Annotated in this window: 11 protein-coding genes; 9 read left to right on the forward strand and 2 right to left on the reverse strand. The window is 43.4% G+C overall.

Annotation, left to right across the window (positions count from 1 at the left end; all coding sequences use genetic code 11):
- Positions 1-201: 201 nt before the first annotated feature.
- On the forward strand, positions 202-1,059 hold the full coding sequence (locus tag Bealeia2_RS00970; protein ID WP_331255304.1) for a hypothetical protein: 858 nt from the start codon (positions 202-204) through the stop codon (positions 1,057-1,059).
- On the opposite strand, the gene Bealeia2_RS00975 is transcribed toward Bealeia2_RS00970, so the two are convergent.
- Positions 1,043-2,014: an IS701 family transposase gene (locus tag Bealeia2_RS00975; protein WP_422388038.1), complete on the reverse strand. Its 972-nt coding sequence runs from the start codon at positions 2,012-2,014 to the stop codon at positions 1,043-1,045. The two genes, Bealeia2_RS00970 and Bealeia2_RS00975, sit on opposite strands and share 17 nt — an antisense overlap.
- On the opposite strand from Bealeia2_RS00975, the gene Bealeia2_RS00980 reads away from it, so the two are divergent.
- From Bealeia2_RS00980 to Bealeia2_RS01015, 8 genes are all read left to right on the forward strand, one after another.
- A complete protein-coding gene (locus Bealeia2_RS00980) occupies positions 1,995-5,417 on the forward strand; it encodes a VCBS domain-containing protein (protein ID WP_331255305.1) in 3,423 nt (1,140 codons plus the stop codon). The two genes, Bealeia2_RS00975 and Bealeia2_RS00980, sit on opposite strands and share 20 nt — an antisense overlap.
- Before the next feature lie 374 nt (positions 5,418-5,791).
- A complete protein-coding gene (locus Bealeia2_RS00985) occupies positions 5,792-8,995 on the forward strand; it encodes a S41 family peptidase (RefSeq protein WP_331255306.1) in 3,204 nt (1,067 codons plus the stop codon).
- A 351-nt stretch (positions 8,996-9,346) separates the two neighbouring features.
- Positions 9,347-9,895: a TlpA disulfide reductase family protein gene (locus tag Bealeia2_RS00990; protein ID WP_331255307.1), complete on the forward strand. Its 549-nt coding sequence runs from the start codon at positions 9,347-9,349 to the stop codon at positions 9,893-9,895.
- Positions 9,896-9,920: 25 nt separating this feature from the next.
- Positions 9,921-10,520, forward strand: a complete 600-nt coding sequence (locus tag Bealeia2_RS00995; RefSeq protein WP_414437834.1) for a superoxide dismutase — start codon at positions 9,921-9,923, stop codon at positions 10,518-10,520.
- A 318-nt stretch (positions 10,521-10,838) separates the two neighbouring features.
- Positions 10,839-11,522 carry a transposase gene (locus Bealeia2_RS01000; protein WP_331255309.1) on the forward strand — a complete coding sequence of 228 codons (684 nt, stop codon included), beginning with the start codon at positions 10,839-10,841 and terminating at the stop codon, positions 11,520-11,522.
- A gap of 40 nt (positions 11,523-11,562) precedes the next feature.
- Positions 11,563-12,600, forward strand: coding sequence for an IS630 family transposase (locus tag Bealeia2_RS01005; protein ID WP_331255186.1), 1,038 nt, complete (start codon positions 11,563-11,565; stop codon positions 12,598-12,600).
- 469 nt (positions 12,601-13,069) lie between these two features.
- Positions 13,070-14,041 (forward strand): IS701 family transposase, encoded by a 972-nt coding sequence (locus tag Bealeia2_RS01010; RefSeq protein ID WP_422388038.1) that lies wholly within the window; start codon positions 13,070-13,072, stop codon positions 14,039-14,041.
- Between the two features lie 192 nt (positions 14,042-14,233).
- A complete protein-coding gene (locus tag Bealeia2_RS01015) occupies positions 14,234-15,499 on the forward strand; it encodes a glycosyltransferase (protein ID WP_331255310.1) in 1,266 nt (421 codons plus the stop codon).
- 201 nt (positions 15,500-15,700) lie between these two features.
- Here the strand turns inward: Bealeia2_RS01015 and Bealeia2_RS01020 are convergent, their stop codons facing one another.
- Positions 15,701-16,324: a transposase gene (locus tag Bealeia2_RS01020; protein ID WP_331255311.1), complete on the reverse strand. Its 624-nt coding sequence runs from the start codon at positions 16,322-16,324 to the stop codon at positions 15,701-15,703.
- Between the last annotated feature and the right edge of the window lie 61 nt (positions 16,325-16,385).

Raw genomic sequence — 16,385 nt, forward strand, 5'->3', positions numbered from 1 at the left:
GGAATTCAAATTTCTCCGGGGTTTTTTCTCGTTTGTCGAATAAAGGCATCACATTAAATTTCTCTTTTCAAAAAGTAACTGGCAGAGAGAATTATTTTTCACGCACTTCACATATTAACTATTTTTTAATAAATAAAGAGCATAATAAAAAGATCATGGTGATTAATATTGTTCATCAGTTTTTTTATGGGAGTAGGTGTCATGTCTTTGGTCACAATTGGAAATACCGTTATTGATACGGTCTCGGTTTCAACGTCTATTATTCAAAATCTGATTGGAACGTTGGGGAATAAATTTATTATTGTTTATTCTCCTTATGGAGATACCTTTTTTGTAGATGAATCCGGGGGTGGAAATATTGTTGAAGGTTTAGGCGCCGCCAATTTGACCGTGGTTTTCCACGCCACAGACGTTGCGTACTTTGGGTTTAGCTCTGGCTTGAATACATTGGATGTGTCAGACGTGGCTATTGGCACGGCGGCGGCTTCACAAAACACGATTGATCTGCGGGGCAGTGTTGCCCATTCAGGTCCCCTTGTTTTTGGGTTTGACGTTCTGGATTTGACCAATAACGGTATGAACACCAAAGCACATACCGTCCTTTTGGATGCTCAAGGCGTTGATAATTTCAGTGATGGATGTGTCAACTCTATCACCCATATGGCCAACAGTATGGTGATTAAGGCCGGTCAAAATGACATTATTAATATGGGATCTCTTGCAGGTGGTATGATGAGTACGGGTGGTTGGACACAAGCCGCTGATAAAACCTTTGGGGGAATTGTTTATCACGATTATGTGCAAACCTTCCTTGAAGGATGCACAAATGAGACCGTCAATCTTTTCATTCAAAATCGAGCCCCCATAGCTGTTGTGAATACCACAACCCCCACATTTAATGAGCACGACAGCAGTATGAACGTTAATATGTCGAATGTGTTAACAATCACGGATGCTGATCTTGGTGATCATCCCGTCATTACGGGGATAGTTTATAATTCTTATACACGAGTTACGCAGTTTGCAGCAAAAGGGTGGGAATCTAAGCGAAAGACATGAGTTTTGTTATTTCTCTAGAGATATCATGCTTAATAACATCCCACTGCTGCTGATAAAAAGAGAAGCCTCCAGCAAGTCGTCTTTTAAATCTTTGAATCCAAGCCGAAATGGCAAGAAATATATGATTTCTTTGGGCTCGTCCCGTGCGAGACTGACAGCGTTCAAGACCGCATGTTTGCTTTAATTCCCGATGATAAACTTCGATTTTCCAACGCGATTTCATGACCAGTTCAATATGATCACGAGAGGGATTATCCCTATTGGTTCCGATATAATCCGTGCGACCGTTTTTGGCAACAAACCGGAAAACAGTAATCCATCCATATCCGCGTAAGTGAACTTTCAGTCCTTCATCTGGAATGTCCAGCTTTTCAAGAGTTTCTCCACGATTCACTTTCCTGTTTTTCTTCAACCCCATCACCCATGTCCAGCCTATGGATTCAATGGCCTTCAGATTATTCAAGCTCGAGTACCAAGCGTCTGCAACCACGTCATCCGGATTTATCCCTCTGTCTTGAGCCAGCTTTAACATTTCCCTGAAATGGTCATTCTTGCTTTTGCCATCGCTGGCTTTATCATAAATACGATAATCAACAGGAATAGAGTCATGACTCCTCAGGCCATGCCATACCAAATTGACAAGACCTATCCCCGCAATAACATCATGGGCATTCCCAGAATACTGATAATGCACAAGCTCTATCTTCTCGCTCCGATTTTTATCCAAAATTGTATCGTCACATACTAAAAAACAAGGTTCTTTCTTGTTAATAAGAGATTGAGTAAGATTCCACACTCCGCTCGGACGCAATGCACTAGAACTCAACCATCGATTGACGCTGTCATGCGACAATGGAATCGGTGACACCTCCGAAAGTGCCAACCCTGAATAGCGCACACTGCTGGCTTGTAAAAATGAACGATAAAGTGATTTTGTGCATTTGTGTCGAGACATCATTTCTTCTCATTTAATAAATATTCCCTCTCACCTTATCTCTTCTCTCTTCTCCTGCAAACTGCGTAACTCGTGTTATAGTGTAATTTCGACCGCGTCCGGATTTTCTCTGGGCAGTGTTAATGCATCCTTCTCCAATGGTGTACTTAGTATTGCACCTGGTCAATTTACAGCCTTAGATGCGGGAGACAAATTAACGCTTAACTTTACAGCCACAATCTCTGACGGACACGGTGGAATTATCACAAAGGCTTTCAGTGTCTTAATTAATGGACAAAATGATGTGGCTACAATTTCCGGAAATGCCACAGGTGCCATCACAGACAGTGCTACACCTGCAGCTGTTACAGGCGCTCTCACTGTTTCTGACCCTGATCATGGGCAGAGTATGTTCAGCACACCTTCAGAAACGGTACAAGGGCAATACGGTACGTTCATATTTTCACCCAATGGCAACACAGGTGCCTGGACGTACAATCTCGATCACAGCAAAGCAATCGTTTTGGCGGCCAATGAAACAGCAGTTGACTCCCTGACTGTCAATTCTCTTGATGGCACGGCCTCTCAGACGATTAATGTGACCGTAACTGGCGTGAATGATCCTGCTATTATAGGGGGCCAAGACACAGGTGCCCTTCAAGAAGATGTCAATGTCAATATTAATGGTGATTTGGTGGCCACTGGCGCCCTGACGGTCAGAGATCCAGATTATGGACAAAATTCTTTCCAAGTCATTACATCTGCAAGCCCTTTATTGGGGTCTTACGGATCTTTAACGCTAGATTCTGTGGGTAACTGGGTTTATACAGCCAATGACCAACAAAGCGCCATCCAAGCGCTTTCAGTGGGGCAAAGTCTCACTGACACGCTCACGGTGCGTTCCTTTGACGGCACAACTCATCAGATTATGGTCACGATTACAGGCACTAACCACGTACCCGTCCTGACAATTGATGAAGCCGGAAATCCGGATGGATCTTATGATATTCAGGTTTTTGAGAATACGGCAGGGGCACTTGTTGACCTTTCAAATGCGGGAATGGTGACCGCCGTTGCCAATTTAACACCAACTCAAATTGGGGCTTTGACACCAACTCAGATTGGGGCTTTGAGCACAAGTCAAATTGGGGCTTTGAGTGGTGCTCAGGTTGGGGCTTTGACACCAACTCAATTTGGGACTTTGAGTGATGTTCAGGTTAGCGCTTTAACGAAAGATCAGATTGGGGCCTTGAGTGGTGCTCAGCTTGCGGCTTTGAGCGGTGCTCAGGTTAAAGCTTTAACAACAGATCAGCTTGGGGCTTTGAGCGGTGCTCAGGTTGGGGCTTTAACAACAGATCAGGTTGCGGCTTTGAGCGGTGCTCAGGTTAAAGCTTTAACAACAGGTCAGCTTGGGGCTTTGAGTGGTGCTCAGGTTGGGGCTTTAACAACAGATCAGGTTGCGGCTTTGAGCGGTGCTCAGGTTAGCTCTTTAAAGCCTGCTGCTGCTCCTGCCCCTGCTGCTGCTCCTGCCCCTGCTGCTGCTCCTGCTGCTCATGCTGGCCCCGCGCATGGAATTACAAGTGTTTCCACAACAACAGCGGCAGATCTTGCTGCAAAAGCGGGTGCAGTTGCAGCGTCGACCACGCATACGGCTCTTTTTACAGTTACAGATCCTGACGTTGGGGATACGCACACTTATAAGGTTTTTGGAAGTGATGGCGTAACAATTGACTCTCGTTTTCAGATGGTCAGTGATGGTCAGGGGCATGATATTCTTGAACTTCTTCCCGCCGTGAAATTGGATTCTGAAACAACACCCACAATTGCTCTCAAAATCGTAGCTTATGATTCCCATGGTGCTGTTTCTAATACGATGGCTTTGAATCTTCATGTCAATAATGATCCCACAGAAATGCCCACAGCCAACGCAGCCCTTCAAATTGCAGATCAGATGGTTGTTGGAGGGGCCGTGTCTACTCAAACGATTAATGTGCCTGCAGGTCTTTTTGCTGATCCTGATGGAGATGCGCTTAGTTATTCTTTGCTTTATAAGGGAAGCACCAATTTACCTTCTTGGCTCAGTCTTCAAACAAATCCGGATGGCTCTCACTCTATTCTTATCACCAACGCGCCAGCCGCTGGAGAAGCAGACGCCATCAGCGTGGTTGCGACCAATGCAGAAGGTAATCAGGTCATAGATACCTTTAATTTGCTGGTCAATCCTGCAGTCAGCATTGATAGCGCCTTGGTGATTCCGGAGCAATCTGTTGGTTTGTCTCTTGGTAATGGAGGAGGAGCGTTTGCAGGGGACGGTGCTGCTGTGGGAAATCTCTCACAAGCAGGGCTTGTGATCGCAAATGATCCAACGGGCGCATTTGAAATTGTAGGTAACGTCTTAAAACTCCTCCCTGGATCAGGGCTTCAGGCTTCAAATTTTGATCCTTCAGGGCACATCACTCTTCAAATGCAGGATAATTTGGGGAATCTTGAGAATTTGGTCTTAAGTGAGAACTTAACACCAAACCTTACACACACAAGCGTTACGACCCAGATTACGACGCTCCAGTGGGTTAACTTCACTCAAATTCTTGACACAGATACACAGGCTACAAATTTATTTGTAGGTCAGGATATTTCGGGAAGTAATATGATTTATGACATGGCGATTGTGCCCAAAGGGGCAATTGAGACGATTTATGGTGGCAATATCCTTGGCGGCGACAGTAACTCCTATACCATGAACAGCGCAGGATCCTTGTCTGGCCTTGTTTTTTATGGAGGAAATGTAAAAGATGGCGCGACCAATGCCTCATACACCATGGGAATTGAGACCGCTGGTAATATCATCTTTTACATGGGCCATTTATGGCAAGATCCAAATAATACAAACGGTTATACAGTGGTAGGAGGCCAAGGTGATGACGTGATTCACTTCGGAATGAACACCAGTTTTGTCGGGATGAATATTGATGGCGCGTCAGGCATGAATACGTTCGTAACGGATTCAAGTTTGAGCTCGGATAACTTACATCCGTTTTCATTTGACAATGCCATCGGTCATTTATTGAATATTGATCACTTGAATGTCCAGACTAAGGGGGATACGGTTAATGCTGTCCTGTTGAATGCTAAGGATGTCTTTAGCATAGGGCATAATGATACTCTTTTTCTAGAGCACAGCAATGCTGACACAGTGCTTGTAGATTCTAGCCTCGCGGACCAAAACGTTGCAGAATCGCTCAATGGCATTACTTACGAAAAGTGGCAGGGAACCTTCACTGACTCAAGCGCTGTCACTCATACAGAAACTCTTTGGGTGGAAACAGCGTTCCACAACCACGGGAACATATTACAACCAGCAGGAAATGCTATTCTCGCTCAACCCAATCAACTGCCCGGAGGAATATTAGATCTTTTGCATTGATTATTTTTTCAAATATTTGCCTCAAAAATTGCTCCGAATCATGTCTTTCGGGGCTTTTTTTGTGAGCGTGCGGCCTTCACTTTGATGTCTCTCTGAGAGAGTGATTTGCGACCACAAGGAGCTCGTTTCTCAGAATCTTTTACTTGCCGCGCCATTTTTAAGGAGATCCTGAAGTAAATTCAGGATGACGATTCGGGGGTTTTCTGTTTTTCATGGGGTGGCCCTATTTTTTCCTCCAAAGATTTGTTTCCTTTTTGACTCACCTTTTTTATTTTCTAAAAATTTATCACGATGGGTGGCTGATTTTTAACCTTCTGTGTTTATGATCCCCTTTTAGAAAATGTTATCCCTTATCAAGCGCAAAGGTGTCCCTCATGTCACACAAAGGTTATTATCGCAGTCCTGCTCTTTTTCAAGACCAACTCATTTTTGTGAGTGAGGACGATTTGTGGCGGGTTTCCAAAGAAGGTGGTAAGGCCGAAAGGCTGACCAATGGGTTGGGACAAGCCTCAAACCCAGCGATTTCACCCGACGGAAAATGGATTGCTTTTACGGGTCAAGAGGAGGGGCACGCGGAAGTGTATCTCATGCCTGCACAAGGGGGGCCGCTTGAGCGCTTGACCTATATTAATGAAGGCGCCGTTGTTATTGGCTGGCGCGAGGATGGCAAAATTATTTACGCAACGCAAAGGCCTGCAGCACCGCTTTCCCTACCTCATCCCTGGGTGAAGCATCTTTATCTTTTGAACCCTCTTACAAAAGTGTCTGAACGTATTCAATGCGGTCCCGCCGAATCCATTTCCTTTTACGGATCTGCTCATGTGATTCAACGACATGGCTATGGATATGTGTCCTGGAAGCGCTATCGCGGCGGCTCTAAAGCCGAATTGTGGATTGATCAAAAGGGACAAGGCAATTACGAGAAACTTATTGATTTGCCATCCAATACTCTCCAGCCTTTATGGCTTGGGGGGGAGATTTATTTTCTCAGTGATCATGAAGGAATTGGGAATGTTTATGGCATTTTACCCAATGGTAAAAACTTACGCGCGATTACAACTTCAAAAGATTTCTTTGTAAGAGATGTAAAAGGATGGGGCCGAGAGCTTGTCTATATGGCGGGAAGCGATCTTTATCACCATGACCTTGATTCTGGAAAAAGTCGAAAAGTGGAGATTCTTTTTCCTTCCCAACGCACACAACGCCAACGGAAATTTGCAAGCCCCCAAAAATATTTCAAATCCTATGATCTTGATAAAAAAGGACAGCGTCTAGGGATCATTTCCCGTGGTCGTCCTTTTGCATTTGGAAATTGGGAAGGGGCTGCGAACCAATACGGAATCCGAGATGGTGTCAAATACAATCATCTGATTTTTAGATCTGATGAAAAGCATGTCCTCATGACCCGTGATCATGAAGGGTCTGATGTTTTAGAAGAGCATCTCCTGGATCACAGCGCACCTGAAAAAAGATTTTCGTTTCAAGACTTGGGAAGGATTAGTCATATTCAAGAGGCCCCTCAAGGGGATCTTGCGGCCATTACCAATCATCGTTGTGAGGTAATACTTTTAAATTTGAAGACCCAAAAGAAAACCCTTCTGGGAAGAAGTCCCCATGGTCTTATTTATGGGATCAGCTGGTCTCCTGATGGGCGGTACTTGGCCTATGATTCGACGATTTCTCCTCTTTTGCGCGCTGTGTTCATTTATGATGTAAAGACCAAAAAAACGCACCAAGTCACAAAACCGGTTTTGGAAGACGTGCGGCCTGCTTTTGATCCTGAAGGTAACTATCTCTATTTTCTCTCCAAACGCATTTACAATCCCGTGATGGATACTATGCAATTTGATTACAGTTTTCCAAAAGGCATGAAACCTTATCTTTTGACGTTGAGAAAGGATGTAAACTCTCCATTTATTCCCATCTTACATCTTGAAACTAAAAAAGACGAAGGTGAGGAGAAGAAGAAAAAAACGGATGAAAAAATAAAACCCATTGTGATCGATTTTGAAGGCATTGAAGATCGCATTCTCGAATTTCCCGTCTGTGAAGGGGATTATAAAACTATTTGTGGTATACACGGAAAAGCCCTTTATACAACGGCACCTCTTGAAGGAACGTTGGATGAAGGAGACGAGGAAGACACCGCATTCACACTTCGTGCGTATGATTTTGCCAATCAAAAAGAAGAACTACTCGTTTCACGCTTATCCTCATTCTCGCTTTCTGGAGATAGAACTCAGCTCGCTTATGTGAGTCAGAAAAAAATCCGTGTCATTAAGGCCGGGGAGAAACCATCCGAACATGATCATTCTTACAAAAATGGAGGATGGATTGATTGGGGGCGAATTAAGATTTCCGTCGATCCTGCTCTTGAGTGGCGACAAATGTTTGAGGAAGCCTGGCGCCTTCAAAAAGATTTTTATTGGACGGCAGATATGTCTAAGGTTGATTGGAATGGCGTTTTTAAAAAGTATGAACCTCTTTTAGATCGCATTTCAACCCGCGGCGAACTCAACGATTTAATCTCGGAAATGCAAGGAGAGTTAGGTTGTTCTCACGCCTATGTTTATGGCGGGGATTTAAGGTTTCCTCCGAATTATCCCATCGGAGAACTTGCATGTGATTTTGAGTGGGACGAAAAAGCCCAAGGGTATCGCATCACGAATCTAGCCAAGGGTGATCCTTGGATTAAGGGCGCAACCTCACCTTTAAGGCTTCCCGGAGTTCAATTAAAAACGGGGGATTTTATCACCTCTATTAATGGCCAAAAACTGTCCTCAATGCTCACCCCCCAGCAATTACTTGTGAATCAAACAGAGAATTTTGTCGAATTGGGAGTTTTGCCTAAAGGCCACAAAAAACATCGAAAAGCCGTTGTGAAAACGCTCACCTCTCAAAGTCAGGCCCGTTATCGTGATTGGGTTGAGGAAAATCGTAAGATTATCTCAGAAAAAACCCATGGTAATGTCGGCTATATCCATATTCCCGATATGAGTTCGCGGGGATTTTCCGAATTCCATAGGTCATTTATGGCAGAGCTCGATCGTCCGGGCTTGATTGTTGATGTGCGATATAATGGGGGTGGACACGTCTCGCAAATTCTTCTTGAAAAGCTCGCACGGCGTCGTTTGGGTTATGATGAAACCCGTTGGTTTGGGCAGATACCTTATCCCGCCAATGCGCCCATGGGGCCCATGGTGGGGCTTACTAATGAATATGCAGGATCGGACGGAGATATGTTTTCTCATGTCTTTAAAGTCATGAAATTGGGGCCTCTGATTGGCAAACGAACGTGGGGGGGTGTGATTGGAATTTGGCCACGGCACCCTTTGCTGGATGGGGGAGGAACAAGTCAGCCTGAATTTTCAGCTTGGTTCCCCGAGATTGGATGGAGCATTGAAAATCATGGGGTCGATCCTGACATTGAAGTTGAAATCACCCCTCAAGATTATGAGAAAGGGTTTGATCCGCAACTAGAGCGCGCCATTTTAGAAGTTGAAAAAATCAGGGCTGAATTTGAGCCCTTGAAATTGGATCTTTCAACGCGCCCCAATTTGGAAAAATTGGGCCGATGAATTCTCAACCTTTAACGATTTATCTCATTGGGGGTTCTGTCGCATCTGTTGAGTAAGTATGCAGAGAGAATGCTTCTTAATTTAACAGATAGGTTTTTGTGTTGATTATGCAAGGAGAAAATTAAATTCTTTTTCAATCGTTTTGGCAGCATTTAGGTTCCACAGCTTTGGGATAATCAGAAGGACTAATGATAATTGAATCTTCAGGCGCGCGGGGAGGTTCTTTGAGGCCGCAAGCTGTGAGCATTATCGCCATAAAAGATAAACATAAAGCCATGTTGAAAAGGGAAGACGAATTGGTCATACTGAGCTCCATAATTAAAATTGACGATGGCAGTATAAGAGGGTTTCATGAATTTTTGGAAGAAAAGTGAGAACTGGATTTTAACATCAATAGTTCTCTTGTTTTTTATGGGCCTTGCGGTTTGGAACTTTGCGCCCAATTCTATGTCTTTGTTCTCACCCGTCAGGGCTGATCCGATGACCATTCCTTTTGTGGATAAAGATCAGAAAGTTCTTACCCTTGATGATTTTAAAGGCAAGCCCACGGTTGTGAATTTCTGGGCCACGTGGTGCCCTGTATGCGTGAAAAAGATGGACACGCTCAATACCTTTGCGGGAAAATTCCAAGAAAAGGGTGGGCAAGTTTTGGCACTCTCTCATGATCGTACGGGAATTGGAACGGTCAAGGCGTACTATCTTAAAAATGGATACACAAACCTTCCCATTTATTTAGAAACGTCAGGTTCGATGCTCCATGCCTTTGGCGGCACAGGACTTCCGACCGCAATTCTCATTAATGCCAATGGTGAAGTGGTTGCCAAAGTTCCCGGTGGGTTTGACTGGGAAAGTAGTGACGCCAATGAATTGGTCGAAACTTATTTTGGCATTAAACTCTAATCTTTTAACGTAACTCAAGAGGTCTATTATGTTCGAACTTCCCCCCTTGCCTTATGCTATGGATGCTTTGGCGCCCCATTTGACGCAAGAAACTTTGGAATATCATTATGGCAAACACCATCAGACGTATGTCACGAATTTGAATAATCTGATCAAAGATTCGCCTTATGCAAGTTTGACTTTGGAAGAGATCATTCAAGATACCTCTCAAAAACCTGACAAAGTTGGAATTTTCAATAACGCTGCCCAAATTTGGAACCATACATTTTATTGGAATTCGATGAAGCCCAATGGTGGCGGAAAACCCACCGGCAAGATTTTAGAAAAGATCGAGTCAGATTTTGGGAATTACGAAGCCTTCCGTGACACCTTCAAGCAAGCAGCCACCACCCAATTTGGAAGCGGTTGGGCCTGGCTTGTGCAGGGTCAAGATGGCAAACTCAAGGTCGTAAAAACCGGCAATGCAGACCTTCCTCTCGTTCATGGTGAAAGAGCTATTCTCACTTGTGATGTGTGGGAGCATGCCTATTATATTGATTTCAGGAATCGCCGCCCGGATTACGTGGATGTCTTTTTGAATCATCTTGTGAATTGGGACTTTGCAGAAGCGAATTTAGGGAAGTAGCTTTATTAATAAAAAGAGTTGGTGGTAAAATGATGACAAGAAAAGAGGCTCTTTAAGAATCGTTGTTGCAAACAAATGTTTAAAAGTATATGGAAAACAAGTATTTAAACAGAGAATGGTGTTTTTATGATTTCCCAAAATACGAACAAATTGAACATTACAGAAGAGCTGTTGGGCATTTCTGATATTCGGGTAGTTTCATCAGAGATGGACAGAAATGGGCATATCATTGTTCGTGTAGAAAGTACTGTTGAAAAGATTCCGTGTCGTTAGTGTGGGAAGTCAACTCGTCCCCATGGGCGCAGCGTAATCTGTCGCATGAAACACTTGCCAATTTGTGGGAGGCCAACATTCATCGAAATCACACCAAGACGTGGGAAATGCGAAGATTGTGATGGCGGCGCCACAACGACACAGCAAGCCAACTGGTATGAGCGCAACAGCGAGTATACAAAAGCTTATGAAAAGCACGCCGTGATTTCCCTCATCCATAGTACGATTGCGGATGTTGCCATCAAGGAAGATCTGAGCTGCGCTGCCGTACAAGGGATCATTGACCGGCATGTGGTCACAGAGGTGAACTGGGATCAAATTAAGAAGATTGGTCTATTGGGGATTGATGAGATCAGCCTGAAAAAGGGATTCCGTGATTTTGTGACGGTACTGACCGCGAAAACAGAGGCAGAGGTCCAGATGTTGGGCGTGCTCAAAGGTCGTGAAAAAGCAACAGTTACGGCCTTTCTCAAGACAATGCCCAAGAGATTGCGCCGGACAATCTCAGCAGTCTGTACAGACATGTATGAAGGATTTATTAATGGGGCACGGGAGGCATTGGGACAAGACATTCCTGTGATTATCGATCGATTTCATGTGGCGCAGCTTTACCGTAAAGGGTTTGTGCAGATTCGAAAATCTGAACTCAAACGCCTCCAAAAAGAGCTAAGTCGGGAGGAGTATCAGCGATTAAAACCAGCCATTGCTGTGTTATTACTCCGGCAATAAAACAGGAGACATGAGGGGATTAATGTGATAAGTAGAAGGTATGAAATTAGGAGATGCACGAAAGTTAACGCAAGACGCCCAAGAAAGCCTTCGTTTGAGGGGGATTAAGGCAGTTGTTGAAGGCGGGAAGACGCATGCGGAAGTGGGGCATTTATTGGGAGTAGCGCGAGGCACTGTCAGCCGATGGGTTTCGAGCTATCGAAGAAGGGGCCAGGCGGCGCTATTGAAGAAAAAACGAGGGCGCCGGGCTGAAGACATGGTGCGCTTGAAGCCCCACCAGTGCGCCAGCCTCGTCAAAATGATCACCGATCGTTGTCCCGACCAGCTAAAACTGCCCTTTATGCTCTGGACGCGAGAGGCTGTGGGAGAGTTGATCGAACGCACTTTTGGCATCCGACTCTCGATTCGCTCCGTGGGGAACTATCTGAAACGTTGGGGATTTACGCCCCAAAAGCCGGTGCGTCGGGCTTATGAACGTCGCGAAAAAGAAGTTCAGGCTTGGCTTAAAGAGGTTTATCCGGCGATTGCCAAGCGGGCGCGCCTTGAAAATGCCGAGATTCATTGGGGAGATGAGGCGGGCTTTCGTTCCGATCATCAGACGGGCACAACTTATAGCCCCAAGGGTCAGACGCCTGTGATTTCAGGAACGGGAAAACGATTTCGAATCAATATGATCTCGAGCGTCACGAATCAGGGCACGTTGCGGTTTATGCTTTTTGAGGAGAATTTTACGCGAGAGGTTTTTCTTAATTTTCTCAAAAGGTTAATCAAGTCTTCCAAGAAAAAAGTGTTTCTCATTGTGGACAATCACAAAGTACACCACGCCAAAGTGGTCGGTGAATTTTTGAAGGAAAACAAAGAAAAAATTGAGGTATTTTTTCTGCCCGCTTACAGCCCAGATTTGAATCCAGATGAGCTTTTGAATCAAGACGTGAAAAGCAATGCTGTCGGACGCAAACATGCCAAGTCATTGCAGGAACTCAAAACCAACATCACAAAATATCTTTTTGGCACCCAAAATTGCCCCGAGATCGTTCGCTCCTATTTCCTCAAAAAAGAAGTTACCTACGCCTCCTAACGTCATCTGTTTTATTGCCGGAGTGATAAGATGAAATTTCACATCTTGAAACTTTTCAAGCATCGTGGGCGATTCCATTTATACGCGCATAAAACCATGGGGCTTGTCCCATGGATGAAGCGCCCCTCATATAATTAGTGATATGAGGCAAGCGCAGCTTGAACTTGGCCTTTAGGCCAACGAGATACCACGGGGCTTGCCCCGTGGAGGTTCACACTCAAAATCGCCCACTTTTAACGGGACGGCTCCCAAATCTTAGGGCAGCGAATTTTCAAGCAAAACAAACTATTGACGGCCGTTTAATCTGCAACAACGATTCCGAAAGAGCCAAAACTTTTCATGCAATTCCCCTGCTTGAAAGGCCTCACTCCTTTGCAGTATATTCACTCTCATACACGAGTTACGCAGTTTGCAGGAGAAGAGAGAAGAGATAAGGTGAGAGGGAATATTTATTAAATGAGAAGAAATGATGTCTCGACACAAATGCACAAAATCACTTTATCGTTCATTTTTACAAGCCAGCAGTGTGCGCTATTCAGGGTTGGCACTTTCGGAGGTGTCACCGATTCCATTGTCGCATGACAGCGTCAATCGATGGTTGAGTTCTAGTGCATTGCGTCCGAGCGGAGTGTGGAATCTTACTCAATCTCTTATTAACAAGAAAGAACCTTGTTTTTTAGTATGTGACGATACAATTTTGGATAAAAATCGGAGCGAGAAGATAGAGCTTGTGCATTATCAGTATTCTGGGAATGCCCATGATGTTATTGCGGGGATAGGTCTTGTCAATTTGGTATGGCATGGCCTGAGGAGTCATGACTCTATTCCTGTTGATTATCGTATTTATGATAAAGCCAGCGATGGCAAAAGCAAGAATGACCATTTCAGGGAAATGTTAAAGCTGGCTCAAGACAGAGGGATAAATCCGGATGACGTGGTTGCAGACGCTTGGTACTCGAGCTTGAATAATCTGAAGGCCATTGAATCCATAGGCTGGACATGGGTGATGGGGTTGAAGAAAAACAGGAAAGTGAATCGTGGAGAAACTCTTGAAAAGCTGGACATTCCAGATGAAGGACTGAAAGTTCACTTACGCGGATATGGATGGATTACTGTTTTCCGGTTTGTTGCCAAAAACGGTCGCACGGATTATATCGGAACCAATAGGGATAATCCCTCTCGTGATCATATTGAACTGGTCATGAAATCGCGTTGGAAAATCGAAGTTTATCATCGGGAATTAAAGCAAACATGCGGTCTTGAACGCTGTCAGTCTCGCACGGGACGAGCCCAAAGAAATCATATATTTCTTGCCATTTCGGCTTGGATTCAAAGATTTAAAAGACGACTTGCTGGAGGCTTCTCTTTTTATCAGCAGCAGTGGGATGTTATTAAGCATGATATCTCTAGAGAAATAACAAAACTCATGTCTTTCGCTTAGATTCCCACCCTTTTGCTGCAAACTGCGTAACTCGTGTCATATTCTCGAGGCCTCTTGAGTCTCATTTGATATGAACCCGTACAGTGCAAAATTAGCGATGGACGGACTTTGCTTGAGATTATATAAAGAAAAATTAAAAATTATTTATTTGCGAGAAAGTTTATGTTCATAAAATTCTTTATCTTTTTATTTATGGCGCAGCTCAGTTGGTCGTCATTATTTGCTAAAAATGTAATTTTTGTTGTAACCAGCGAAACTGTTGGAGGCAAAGGAGTTTTTGAGCTTTATGATCAGATGAAAAAAGATGGTCATGATGTTACTCTTGTCGCTATTCCATCCTTTTACGATGGAGAACTTTTAGCTGAAATTGATAAGGATTTTATAGAAAAATTTGATTCTAAAGATGTTATTTTTCCGTGCGGAGAGCGCCCACCCTATAAACACTGCGCGGATGTAAGCCATTATCGATCAAATATTGATGTTATCTTTGTTCAAAATCCTTACGATAGCTATAAAAACTCAATTCTTGAGCCAAATTATTTAACATCGACACTGAAACCCAAGGCCCAATACTTAATGTATACAATTTATGGGCCTCATATATTTCATCAAGATACAATAAATGATGTTAATCTGAAAAATTTAGTAGATCATGTTTATGTTGATTCGGAAAGTACGAAGGATATTTACATAAAACGTTATAAGTTCCCCCCAAATAGAGTCCATGTTTCAGGTTATCAGACATATAAGAATGTTCGAGATCGAATGTCCGAATCTCAAGATCAATCAGGAACTGATAAAAAAGAAACTATACTATGGCTTCCTCGTTGGTATTTATCTTATGCAAATAAAAGTCTTTTTGAAGGGGGCTCAACTTTCTTATCTTATCACTATTTTTTCTATAATTATGCGAAAGAGCATCCCGAAATAAATTTTATCATAAGGCCACATATTTTGCTTTTTTCATTTCCAGTACAACAAAAGTTTTTGTCTCAAGAAGATTTTGATGCAATCTTTGAGAGATTGGCAAGCCTTAAAAATGTAACGATCTCGAGACATGATAATATTCCACTAATTAATGATATTTTGAAATCAGACATAGTTATAAGTGATGGTACTTCTGCTTTGGCTGAGGTTGTTGTTGCAGATAAACCCATCATTTACCTTAGTAATGGGTGGAACAACGAATTCAATAGCAATCAATTATCTCGAGAATTCAAGAATTATATATATTTTGCGTATAGTCCTCCAGAAATTTTTTCATTCATTGAGGAAATTAGAATGAATCAGTACAAGCCGTTTTCTGAGAGAAATTGGAATGAGAGCATGCGCTCGCGTCTTGGATATCTGAAGCGAATTCTATTAGGTCAAACTGTAAGCCGAGAAGAGTTTAAAAAAATGTTGGACCCTGTGGAAAATCCTGCAAAGTTCATTTCCACCCATGTCAACGGGTTGTAATGACTCATTTGGGTGGTTTTCTAATCGTTGGCTTAGGCGGTGCATTGGGGGGGCTATGGTGGGCTCTGTCGCAAATTTTTGGTTCTCCTGGAATCGGCTTTGTTTTTGAGCTCAGGGGAATTGCATGAAACTCAAATGCACTGGGCTCCTCAAGATTTTAATTTGAAAACAAAGGGTCTCACCAAGAATCGTTGTTGCAAATTAAGCGAGCTCTAAGGCTTGGTTTTGCTTGAAAAAGTGGTATCCCGAGATGTCGAGGAAGGCTCTTTGAAAGAGGTGATTTAGGTTCCAAATGCCATAACAGCGACGCTTTAAAACTTTCAATTTGTTATTAATGCCCTCTACAAAACCACTGCTGTAGCGGTTTTTAAAATATCCCACAATCTCAGTCTGGTATTTCTTGAGTGTCTTGATAAATGTATTGAAACAGGTGAGTTCAGAAGCCTCAACAGCTTGGATCCATTGTGTAATCTGTTCGTGAGCCTCCTTCACACTTAAGTGGCTGTTATAGATTTTTGTAAACTCACACGTGAAGCGATGTGCGGCTTTCAGTGCTGGGGAATGTTTGAAAAGACGTTTTAAGAGCTTTTTTTCATCGGCAGACGGGAATGGATTCTTGCGACATAACACAGCAATGGCTGGTTTTAATCGCTGATACTCCTCCCGACTTAGCTCTTTTTGGAGGCGTTTGAGTTCAGATTTTCGAATCTGCACAAACCCTTTACGGACTTGTTTTCCATATACTTTTAAACATTTGTTTGCAACAACGATTCTTAAAGAGCCGTACAAAGACTCCCACGGGAAATGTTTTTTTGAAACAAACAAGAAATTATTCCTTGCCGTTGGGAGCTCTCCTCGATAAAAGAGAACAAATAAGGAAAGCGCC

The sequence above is a fragment of the Candidatus Bealeia paramacronuclearis genome (genome assembly GCF_035607555.1).
Lineage (GTDB): Bacteria > Pseudomonadota > Alphaproteobacteria > UBA9655 > UBA9655 > Bealeia > Bealeia paramacronuclearis.